Raw genomic sequence first — 11,723 nt, 5'->3', positions numbered from 1 at the left:
TTGTGTCATTTTGACTATGTTATTCTACTTTACTTTTACATTTTACATCTCTCACTGTATCATTAACTATTCTAAAATTTCGCACCGTGTACAGAAAGGAAATATTTACTATAGTTCTTTTTTGAAAATAGTTTGTGTTATAATTGACGTCTATGTAATAAGCAGTTACAATGAAGTTTGTGTAAAATAAACGCAGCAGTGGTATGAGCTTATTACTGTATTTTATTCCTCTATTTCTAAACAGGATAGATGGTGTATTGTGTAACCTAACGGCTGCATAGGCGAAAATACATGAAAATAAAATGCGTATAAGAATGGGTACTACTGGTTTTTGTTTTACAACAAAAAAACCAAATTTAAAGGAGGAGACAACAATATGTCTCGTTATACAGGTCCATCTTGGAAATTATCACGTCGTCTTGGTATCTCACTAAGCGGTACAGGTAAAGAAATCGAAAAACGCCCTTACGCACCAGGTCAACACGGTCCAAACCAACGTAAAAAATTATCAGAATACGGTTTACAACTTCAAGAAAAACAAAAACTTCGTCACATGTACGGCATGAACGAACGTCAATTCCGTACTCTATTCGACCGCGCTGGTAAAATGAAAGGTGTACACGGTGAAAACTTCATGATCCTTCTTGAAACTCGCCTTGACAACCTAGTTTACCGTTTAGGTTTAGCTCGTACTCGTCGTGGATCTCGTCAATTAGTAAATCACGGCCACATCTTAGTAGATGGCAAACGCGTTGATATCCCTTCATACAGCGTAAAACCAGGTCAAACGATTTCTCTTCGTGAAAAATCTCAAAACCTTGCTGTAGTAACAGAAGCAATCGAAGTAAACAACTTCGTACCTGACTACTTAACATTTGACGCTGACAAAAAAGAAGGTACATTCACTCGCCTTCCAGAGCGTTCTGAATTATCAGCTGAAATCAACGAAGCATTCATCGTAGAGTACTACTCTCGTTAATATTCTTGGTTAACAGACCGAAAGCAATCAAAAGCCCTCAATCCTGTTTTATCAACGGTTTGAGGGCTTTTTAAATTTTTCAAATCATCAAAAGGCATCATTATTCTTCAAACTTTTGGGGTACTTGTTGGGGGATAACGAAAATCAAGTATTAAAAATGCATTTATGTTTAAAATTTTCACTTGGGTACATGCTCTAATACTTGCTATATCAACGTTGGAGTTGTAGTAATGTGAAAATCAATCGTATATTACATTTTGTCCTTGTTCACTTAACTTTTTTAAAGATGTAAGCATATGATTTATTTCTTCATCGGAATGCCTTTCCCATGAATTTAATTCAGCTACTATTTTCAAAGGAGATTTAGACCTATAAGAACGTGTTGGGTTTCCAGGAAATCGTTTGTCAGTTACATTCGGATCATTTTCAAAATCACCTAATGGCTCTACAATATAAATTCTCTCTTTTGAGTTAGATCTTGCTAATTCTGCACCCCATTTAGCCGCATTTAATGTTGCAGTAAAATATATATGGTTAGATTTTTTATCCTGATAATTGGATAAGTGCAAAGGTTCAAGCAGGTCTCCGATTTTCAGTTCTGCTTTAGTACCATGAAAGAACGGACCGGGATCTAAAATATTTTCTTTGTCATTCATATAAACACACCCCTTATACTTTTTTTGACTTGCGTATAACAGTATAAGGCAAGGAATGGGTGAAAATGAAGTCTATAAATAAATTTCAGATAGGGTTATAATATAAGTAGAGGGTAAGATGTTAACTGTATTCAACCGTTCTTTGATAGCGAGTTTATAGAACTGGAACTATTTCAGTTGCAGTTGATACTTTTTACGTTTAGTTCGCAATATCAGCCCGACCATTAGGTAAAGCATTGTAGTAACGATGCCTGCCGTGGGAGAAACAAGGAATTCTTTTCCTTGAGCAATTTTGATATAGCCATCAAGAATTAGTGGATTCACAAGTGCATCTTCCGTCATATGCATAAGAACAAGTGGCCAAATACTTTTCGTCATTACATAAATTTCTGTATACATTACTGTCCAGCAAATCATCGTCACAATACCTATTAACGCAAATATCCACCTATTCACAGGAAGCACACTGAGGATATCACTTTCTGATAGGAACACTAAAAAGTATGGCATATGCCATGCTCCCCAAACACCTCCAACAATACAATACAACCAAAAATCATTTACTTTTAACGTTAAAAGTTTACTTGTCAAATAACCTCTCCAAACTGATTCCTCAAAAAAGTTTTTAACAAATTGAATCAGTAAACCACCAGCAAAAACTGAAACTAATGTATCTAAATTAAAATCCGAAAAATCCATCCAGCCAAATAGATAGCTTACTAACAAAACTATAGAAGTGATGACAGGATAGACTAAGAGCGAGACAATATACCATTTTATGTTACCTTTCAAATTAGGCAATAAGCCAATATCTCGCCAACCATCTCCCGCAAAGACACGTAACAGTATAGTTGTCAGCAGCGGAAATACTAGCCAAATCCCCATTCCAAGCGTTTCACCTCTAGGCTGTTCAGGGATGAAGCGATCTACAAAAACGCCAAGCCAACCACATAGCACAACAACAATAATAAAGATTATTAAGTTGCGTTTAGTTTTCATTTTTCACTCCGCCTCCCTGTTTTCAAGGATTGAAATAACCCACATCGTATTGGGACAAGGAGTTTCGGGATGTAATGCAATGTATTGAGCTATTCCTTGAATAGAACACCAAAAAGCTACTGCAAGCGCTTCAGCATTGCCCTGTTTAATTTCACCTTGCAATTGCCCCTTCTTTATTAATGGAATACTCTTTTTAATTAATTTATCTGCTTCCATAAGCATTTCTTTTAAATCTTCCGACAAGGAATCAAGATGTTGTGCATTCTCCATTAGGACAAACATTTTTGCTGCAGATGGGTTTGTACGGATCATGTCAAACAAATCCTCAGCAGCAGCTGTAAAAATAGCTAATGGTGATTCATTAGTAAAACAAAAATCCATCTGAAGTCTTTCACATCCTATACGAATTAGCTCTTCATAAAGCTTTTCCTTTGAGTCAAAATAATGAAAAAGCAACCCGCTGCTCATATTAGCAGCTTTAGCAATATCAGCAACTTTCGTTTCACCATACCCTTTGCGAATAAACAAATCTAATGCAGATTGTAAAATCAAGGCCCTTCGTTGTTCTTTTTGTTCATGTCTAATTGACATTTCCCCCACCCCTTTATTGAATATATTTTCATTGAAATCTTATTCAATAAAATTGCAAATATCCCTGAAAGGTGCCTAAAAAATAAAACTTTAATAAGTTTTCATTTCAATTTGTAAATATTAATTCATATATATCAATGAAAAAGGAACCCTTTTATTTTTACGGAAGTCTAAATAGGAAAGATTAGAAAGTCAAAGGAGGGAAATAATGGGGGTTTCTGAATTTACTGTGCTGGTATTAGTTTATAGTGGCATTATGATTTTTTTCTTAGTTCCCTTTAAAAAGCATCAAAACAAGGAAGTAAAGCGCCCAATTACTTATAAAGAAAGTCTGCTGCACATCACTTTTCATAAAAAAGCTTTACTAGCTCTTCTTCTAATCACCTTTTTATTAGTAGCTATTTGGTTCGGTTATAAGCAGGAGATATATCATTTTAATGCTCACAGTGGTTATCCTCCTATCAGTTCTGATTCAAAGGCAATTTTCTATATGTGCGCATTACTCGGATATACGGTCATTCTTTATGTAGCTCTCGCATTATGGATTTCCTTAAACAATTTAAAAAGGAGAGTCGAATAATTTTAAATATTCCTATAAAGTATGACTATTTTATGTACTTTAAAATAGTATTTACGAAATTAAAAAACAACATAATCACTACTAATATATTAAAAACAAAATATCAGTTTTTTACTATTCAACACTTCTATAAAATAGAACCATATTCCAAAAAATATAATTTACTTTCATAGGAAAACAATTTTCAAAACTTCTTCAATTCAACACTCTTAGACAATCCAACCTTTCATCATATCAAAAACCTGTCTATCTTTTTTGTAAAATAATTACATGATTAAAATTAACAATTTTAATAAAAATACGTGTTGAACTTTTACAAGGAATAGAATACTATGAATTTCGAAAGGTGGTTCGCCATCATTCAAGCAATAACAATTATTTTAAAGGGGTTGGAATTATGTCAGACGTTCTAAAGCAATTTGTTATGCCGAAAACAAACTTATTTGGACCTGGAGCAATTCAAGAAGTTGGTAAACGTTTAAATGATTTAGAAGTGAAAAAGACATTAATCGTAACAGATGAGGGCTTACACAAATTAGGTCTCTCTGAACAAATTGCTAACATCATTATAGCTGCTGGAATAGATGTAGCAATTTTCCCGAAAGCAGAACCAAATCCAACAGATCAAAACATTGAAGATGGGATTGCAGTGTATCATGCTGAAAACTGTGATTCAATCGTTTCTCTTGGAGGCGGTAGCGCACACGATGCAGCAAAAGGTATCGGACTTATTGCTTCGAATGGTGGACGCATTCATGATTACGAGGGCGTTGACAAATCACAAAACCCACTGGTTCCATTAATCGCTATTAACACAACTGCTGGTACAGCAAGTGAAATGACTCGCTTCACAATTATTACGGATACAGCTCGTAAAGTGAAGATGGCCATCGTAGACAAACATGTTACTCCACTACTATCGATTAATGACCCTGAGCTAATGATTGGCTTACCTCCTGCTCTAACGGCGGCTACTGGTTTAGATGCATTAACACATGCAATCGAATCATTTGTGTCGACAAACGCAACACCAATTACTGATGCATGTGCAGAAAAGGTACTTCAGCTAGTTCCTGAATATTTACCACGTGCCTATGCAAACGGTGCAGATTTAGAAGCACGCGAGCAAATGGTTTACGCACAATTTTTAGCAGGCATGGCGTTTAATAATGCATCGCTTGGCTATGTGCATGCAATTGCTCATCAATTAGGTGGTTTCTATAATCTACCACATGGCGTATGTAACGCTATTCTATTGCCACATGTTTGCCGCTTCAACTTAACAGCACGTACTGAGCGTTTTGCAAGAATCGCAGAATTGTTAGGCGAGAACGTTGAAGCGTTAAGTAAACGTGATGCTGCTGAGAAAGCAATTATAGCAATCGAAAATCTTTCTAGAGATTTGAACATTCCAAGTGGCTTCCGCGAATTAGGTGCGAAGGATGAGGATATTGAAATCTTAGCGAAAAACGCAATGTTAGATGTATGCGCCGCAACAAACCCACGTAAAGCAACGTTAGAAGACATTAAACAAATTATTACAAATGCGATGGGCCCTGTAGCGAAAAAAGAAGAATCACTCGAAGCTATCGCACTTTCTTAATAAGTAAAAAAAGGCATGTCTCTTGTAGGCATGCTTTTTTTATTGCGGACAACATTCGGGCATTGTATGTGACCCCAACACTCGCTATACTTTTCTTAAAAAGATTGGAGATAAGAAGATGCGTTTAATCTCAATTTGTCCGAGTAATACTGAGCTTGTTGCTTATTTAGGCCTGACCGATCAACTTGTTGGTGTCGATGATTTTTCGGATTGGCCATTAGCAGTAAAAGACTTACCTCAGCTTGGCCCAGATTTATCAATTGATATGGATGCATTAGAGTCATTACAGCCTGATCTTGTACTCGCATCCTTAAGTGTCCCCGGCATGGAAAAAAATATTGAAGCGTTACAAGCTAGAAATATTCCCCACATTATTTTTAATGCTAATTCATTAGAGGAAATCGCACAGGATCTTCATACTTTAGGGAAAGCCTGTGGAGTTGAAGGTCGTGCAAAAGAAATTTCTGAGGAATATTTACAATGTATCGATCGCCTTCGCACAGTTGCTCAAACGATTCCTAAAAAACCTACTCTTTATTGGGAATGGTGGCCAAATCCTATCTTTACTCCAGGTAACATTAATTGGCTAACTGAAATTAGTGCCATTGCTGGTGGGCAAAATCTGTTTCAAGATGTAGAACTTGCAAGTGTGCAAACTGATTGGGCTGATGTAGTAAGGCGCGACCCAGACTATATTATGATGGCTTGGGTAGGAGTTGCCTTTGAGCGTATTCAACCAGCCAATTTATTAAAACGTTCCCATGCTCAGGAGCTTCGAGCCGTTAAAATGAAACAGCTTCACGTAATGGAGGAATGGCTTTATTGTCGCCCATCACCACGCCTTATAGAGGGTGCATTAAAGCTCGCGAATATGCTTCACCCCAAAGATTATGAACACATAAAGCTTCCTAGTTTTTTTAGATAGCTATAAGAAATAATCAAGGAAGACTTTGTAAATATTGTAACACTTTAAATGAAAGTGATTTCCGTTCCAGGCTACTCGCTTTCCAGCGGGCGTGCGTCGAGCCGCTTCCTCAGCTATTGTTGTTGTCGCTTCGCATTTGCACAAAAATATATCTTGCTGAAGTTTTGTTTTATCACTTATAAATTTAAAGTGCTAGAAAATATATTCTATGTGAAGTAGGTGATTGGAGTGGAAGCCGGGCGACTCCTCGGGGATCAGCAATAGAGGAACGAAGGCTAAAACCATCACGTCCTGTGATAACGCCTTCGTGACCAACATCATGTTGGCCCGAGACCCTGCAGCGAGCAACGCGAGTGAAGCGGCTCATCGGACGCCCCCAGGAAGCTTTGCTCTGTGCGAAAGCGAAGCGGCAGCAACAAAGCGCCCTGCCGGAACGGAAATCACCCCCTCGATTTGCCCAAAAGCCATACTTTATTTAAAATGGTAACTTTAATTAATTGACAAATTAGTTTTCCAATAAAAAGAAATATCCCCTCGAATATCGAGGGGATGCCTTATTATATAAGTCTGAATTAAACAAACTTCACCATATGGTATTTTTTCTTACCACGACGAACAATACTGAACGCATCTTCTAAACGATCTTTGCTGTCGATAACATATTCTAATTCAGTGACCTTTTCACCGTTCACGCTAATCGCACCATTCGTTACGTCTTCACGAGCTTGACGTTTTGAAGGAGAAATACCTGCTTCCACAAGTAACTCCACGATATTTTTATCTTCTTTCGCCATTTCAATAGAAGGAACATCTTTAAACGCATCCTTCATTTCATCAGCAGAAAGTGCTTTTAAGTCACCTGAGAATAAAGCAGCTGTAATGCGGATCGCTTGGTCTAATGCTTCTTGACCATGAACTAAACGAGTCATTTCTTCAGCCAGTGCTTTTTGTGCCTTACGTAAATGTGGTTCCTCTTCTACAGATACTGCTAAAGCTTCAATTTCTTCACGAGAAAGGAATGTGAAGATTTTCAAGTATTTTACAACATCAGCATCCGCAGCGTTAATCCAGAATTGATAGAACTCATATGGAGATGTTTTCTTACTATCTAACCATACAGCGCCACCTGCTGTTTTACCAAATTTCGTACCGTCTGCTTTCGTTACTAAAGGAATTGTGATACCAAAAGCTTTTGTCTCTTCCTCATGTGTTTTGCGAATAACTTCTAAACCAGTTGTAATATTCCCCCACTGATCAGAACCACCAACTTGAATGCGACAGTTGTAATGGTTGTATAAATGATTGTAATCAATACCTTGAATTAATGTATACGCAAACTCTGTAAATGAAATCCCTGTATCAAGTCGTGAGGCAATCGTATCCTTTGCTAACATGTAGTTCACGTTAATTAATTTCCCATAATCACGTAAAAACTCAATCGTATTTATATTGCCAATCCAGTCACGGTTATTAACTAACTGAGCACCATTGCCATCTTCCGCAAATTCAAAAATACGCTCTAATTGGCTACGGATACCTTGAACATTTTTATCAATTTGTTCAACAGTTTGTAATTGGCGTTCTTCAGAGCGTCCAGATGGATCTCCAATCATCCCTGTCGCACCACCAACTAATAAAATTGGACGGTGGCCCGCCTTTTGGAATCGACGTAGCGTTAAAAGAGGCACAATATGTCCAATATGCATAGAATCCGCAGTTGGATCAACACCACAGTATAAAGATACTGATTGTTCATCTAATAATTTTGCCATACCTTCAGCATCAGTTTGTTGATATAACAATCCGCGCCATTCTAGGTCTTGTAATAAATCGTTCGTCATTTTTATTCCTCCTAAGTGTTTAATAATTCCGTGCAGGGAGAAACAAAAAAGTCCCTACACGCAAAATATTGCATGCAGGGACGTTATTAACTAACGCGGTACCACCCAGCTTGAAGATGTCATCCATCTTCCTCTTCATTCAATCGCCTTTATCGCAGGCGCGCACGTCTAAGCTCCAAGCACGTAATTCGTCTCTACATTATGACCAGCTTTCACCAACCGCTGGCTCTCTATACAGGGAATATAGACACTACTGCAAGCTCCTCTTCGCTAGAAAACTATAAGCATTATTCTAAACGATTCTTTTTCATTGTCAATAATTATGTTCGACCTAAATCAATATGTGCTATAATAGACAAGATTTTAGGAGGTCGATACATTGAAAGATTGGATTGAGAAAATCAATGCAAAGATCGATGATTTAATTCAACAAAAATGGATGAAGAAATTACGTATTTCAGGAAGTGTTGCCTGGAACTTATTTTTACTATTTTTAGTCTTTGCATTGGTAGGCACTGTATTTGCCGGTTCAGTTGGCGCTGGCTATTTTGCTTCACTTGTAAAAGAAGAGCCACTACGCTCTAAGGAAGAATTACGAAAAGAAATTTTCAACTATGATTCAACAAGTGAGATTTATTTTGCCAACGATATTTATATCGGAAAATTACGTACAGATTTAGACCGTCGAGTAACAACATTAGACGCTGTCTCACCTGATGTTGTTAATGCGGTATTAGCGACAGAGGACGAGTATTTCCGTGAACATAACGGAATAGTTCCGAAAGCCGTCATCCGCGGGTTACTTCAAGACGTAACCAACTCTTCTACACAAACAGGTGGTTCTACACTAACACAGCAACTTATTAAAAACCAAGTATTAACAAACGAAGTATCTTATGAACGAAAAGCAAAAGAACTTTTACTTGCGATGCGTTTAGAGCACTTTATGAAAAAGGAAGAAATTTTAGAGGCCTACTTAAACATAATTCCTTATGGTCGTAACGCTTCCGGTCGAAACATCGCAGGGGTAGAAACAGCTGCTGAAGGTATTTTCAATGTAAAAGCAAAGGATTTATCACTTCCTCAAGCAGCGTATATAGCTGGTATTCCTCAATCACCTTTTGCTTACACACCTTTCACAAATACAGGTGTACTTAAAAGTAAAGAAGCTCTTCAACCAGGTATTGATCGTATGAAAACTGTACTTTATCGTATGAAAGACGCAGGTTATATTAACGAAGCTCAATATAAAGAAGCACTTGCTTACGATATCACTGCTGACTTCCGTTCACCGGAAATGCGCGCAGAAGATCGCTACCCTTGGCTAACGTATGAGCTTGAAAGTCGAGCAAAAGACATTATTGCGGAAAAACTAGCAGAAGCAGATGGTATTGATCCAGAACGCTTAAAAAATGAAACAAAATTAAAAGAAAAGTATATGATTTTAGCAGATCGTGACGTCCGCTCAAAAGGTTATCGTATCTATTCAACTATCAATAAGGATATGTACGATTCGATGCAAAAAGCAGCGGAAAACTTTCAAAATTACGGTCATACTTACACTGTTAAAGACAAAGATCCTGTAACAGGTGAAGAAATTGATGTTCAAATGCCTGTACAGGTTGGCAGTATTTTAATCGAAAATACTACTGGACGTATTTTAAGCTTTGTCGGTGGTCGTGATTTTGAATTAAAAAGTTATAACTACGCTACACAGGCAAAACGCTCAAATGGCTCTACAATGAAACCTTTACTCGTATATGCACCTGCAATAGAATACGGTGTAATCGGTGCAGGTAGCCCATTAGTCGACGTAAAATTCTCTATTCCCGGGTGGAGTCCAAACAACTATAGTACTAATGATGAACGAGGGCTTATCCCGGCACGTGAGGCATTAGCAGATTCACAAAACTTATCAGCTGCACGTCTATATTATAGTATTCTTAACAGACGTCCTGCCGATTATTTAGTAAAGATGGGAATCACAACCCTAAAGCCTAATGATTTCACTAACCCTTCTGCTAGTCTTGGGGCCGTAGAAGATGGGATTACGGTTGAAGAGAACACCAATGCCTTTGCAACTTTTGCAAATAGTGGACAATTTATAGACTCTTATATGATTGATAGAATTGAAGACCAAAATGGAAATATCATTTATAAACACGAAGTTAAACCTGAACAAGTATTTAGTCCTGAAACTTCTTATATCATTACAGATATGTTACGAGATGTGTTAACAAAAGGAACAGGTACACTTGCAAAAAATACGCTTAAATTCTCTGCTGACTTTGCTGCTAAAACAGGTACTTCACAAGGCTACAAAGATGTTTGGCTAGTTGGTTATAACCCGAATGTTTCTCTTGGTGTATGGATGGGTTATGATAAAAATCAAACCCTGGATGCATTTAATAATACGTATCAACGGCCTAGTGTGCGAATTAACAAGCTATGGGGTACATTAATGAATTCTGTGTATGATGTAGACCCACAATTAATCGCCCCTAAAACTAGATTTGTGCAACCGAAGAACGTTGTCACTGCATCATTCTGTGGTATTTCTGGTTTAGCGCCATCTGCAGCATGTGCTAATGCTGGTCTCGTCCGCTCTGATTTGTTTAACGCGAAAGTATTTTTACCTTCACAAGCTGATGATAGCTTAGCTTCTTCAAGCGTTGTTACGATAAAAGGTAAAACTTATAATGCCCTTCCTAGCACACCGCCAGAATTTGTAAAAGCAAGCGGTGCAGGAATTAATCAGGCATTTATTAAACGAATGCTTGGCCCACTTGGCGGTAACCCAGCTAGCCTATTACCAAAAAATTCGACATTAGCGAATTCATCGGTATCAGCTGTTAATTTCCCAGCAGATCAGAGTGCGCCAACAGCAGTATCTGCTTCAATTAATGGGAATACATTATCTTGGACAGGTTCTTCAAATGATGTAGTCGGTTACCGAATATATCAAGTAACAAATGGTGGAAGAACCCTTGTTGGATCAGTACTTGAAGCATCACAAAGTATGACGGTAGCAAGTGGTCAAGCCTATGTTGTTGTCGCTGTAGATATTACAGGTTTAACTTCTGCGCCATCCAATACCGTTTCTACGGGTGGTAGCGCAAGTGAAAAACAACCTGAAAAAGACAAGCAAGAAGAGGTCCCACCAACTACTCCACCGACTGACGGCAATGACCCGGACAAAGATGGAAACGGTACAGAGAATGGCGATGGGTCTGATGGTAGTAACGGGAACAACTCAAATAACGGCAACGGTTCCGGTAACACTGGGAATGGCTCAAATAACGGCAGCGGTTCCGGTAACACTGGGAATGGCTCAAATAATGGCAACGGTTCCGGAAGCACTGGAAATGGCTCAAATGGCAACGGTTCCGGAAGCACTGGGAACGGCTCTAATGGCAACGGTTCCGGAAGCACTGGAAATGGCTCAAATAACGGGAACGGCTCTAATGGAGGAAACAACGGAAATACTACTCCGCCGACCGATCCACCTAAACAATAATAAACAGGCATACTACATTTAAAAAGTAATTG

9 protein-coding genes and 1 other annotated feature are annotated in these 11,723 nt (G+C 38.1%); of the genes, 5 read left to right on the top strand and 4 right to left on the bottom strand.

Translation table 11 applies throughout. The annotated features are described in order from the left end of the window. The first annotated feature begins 376 nt into the window (after positions 1–376). Positions 377–979, top strand: a complete 603-nt coding sequence (gene rpsD / locus ABE34_RS22485) for a 30S ribosomal protein S4 (RefSeq protein WP_197144667.1) — start codon at positions 377–379, stop codon at positions 977–979. A gap of 239 nt (positions 980–1,218) precedes the next feature. Here the strand turns inward: rpsD and arr are convergent, their stop codons facing one another. From arr to ABE34_RS22470, 3 genes are all read right to left on the bottom strand, one after another. Then, on the bottom strand, positions 1,219–1,635 hold the full coding sequence (arr, locus tag ABE34_RS22480; RefSeq protein WP_197144666.1) for an NAD(+)--rifampin ADP-ribosyltransferase: 417 nt from the start codon (positions 1,633–1,635) through the stop codon (positions 1,219–1,221). 168 nt (positions 1,636–1,803) lie between these two features. Then, positions 1,804–2,634, bottom strand: coding sequence for a CPBP family intramembrane glutamic endopeptidase (locus tag ABE34_RS22475; RefSeq protein WP_197144665.1), 831 nt, complete (start codon positions 2,632–2,634; stop codon positions 1,804–1,806). 3 nt (positions 2,635–2,637) lie between these two features. Beyond that, positions 2,638–3,225, bottom strand: coding sequence for a TetR/AcrR family transcriptional regulator (locus ABE34_RS22470; protein WP_197144664.1), 588 nt, complete (start codon positions 3,223–3,225; stop codon positions 2,638–2,640). A gap of 208 nt (positions 3,226–3,433) precedes the next feature. Between ABE34_RS22470 and ABE34_RS22465 the strand changes: the two genes are divergently transcribed. The 3 genes from ABE34_RS22465 (at position 3,434) to ABE34_RS22455 (ending at position 6,333) form a co-directional block, all read left to right on the top strand. Continuing rightward, positions 3,434–3,805, top strand: coding sequence for a hypothetical protein (locus ABE34_RS22465; protein ID WP_197144663.1), 372 nt, complete (start codon positions 3,434–3,436; stop codon positions 3,803–3,805). 397 nt (positions 3,806–4,202) lie between these two features. After that, entirely contained in the window at positions 4,203–5,408 is a 1,206-nt protein-coding gene (locus tag ABE34_RS22460; protein WP_197144662.1) for an iron-containing alcohol dehydrogenase, read from the top strand. Between the two features lie 118 nt (positions 5,409–5,526). Then, on the top strand, positions 5,527–6,333 hold the full coding sequence (locus tag ABE34_RS22455; RefSeq protein ID WP_197144661.1) for a cobalamin-binding protein: 807 nt from the start codon (positions 5,527–5,529) through the stop codon (positions 6,331–6,333). 572 nt (positions 6,334–6,905) lie between these two features. On the opposite strand, the gene tyrS is transcribed toward ABE34_RS22455, so the two are convergent. Further along, the gene (gene tyrS / locus ABE34_RS22450) at positions 6,906–8,174 is read right to left on the bottom strand and encodes a tyrosine--tRNA ligase (RefSeq protein WP_197144660.1); all 1,269 of its coding nucleotides are present in this window, start codon (positions 8,172–8,174) and stop codon (positions 6,906–6,908) included. 73 nt (positions 8,175–8,247) lie between these two features. Continuing rightward, positions 8,248–8,451: a binding site (T-box leader), on the bottom strand. Positions 8,452–8,553: 102 nt separating this feature from the next. Here tyrS and ABE34_RS22445 point away from each other — a divergent pair. Further along, positions 8,554–11,691 carry a transglycosylase domain-containing protein gene (locus ABE34_RS22445; protein WP_197144659.1) on the top strand — a complete coding sequence of 1,046 codons (3,138 nt, stop codon included), beginning with the start codon at positions 8,554–8,556 and terminating at the stop codon, positions 11,689–11,691. Positions 11,692–11,723: the final 32 nt, after the last annotated feature.

This window comes from Lysinibacillus sphaericus, assembly GCF_015844675.1.
Lineage (GTDB): Bacteria > Bacillota > Bacilli > Bacillales_A > Planococcaceae > Lysinibacillus > Lysinibacillus sphaericus_E.
The sequence above is the reverse complement of the archived record's forward strand: the minus strand, read 5'-3'. Positions and strand labels throughout refer to the sequence as shown.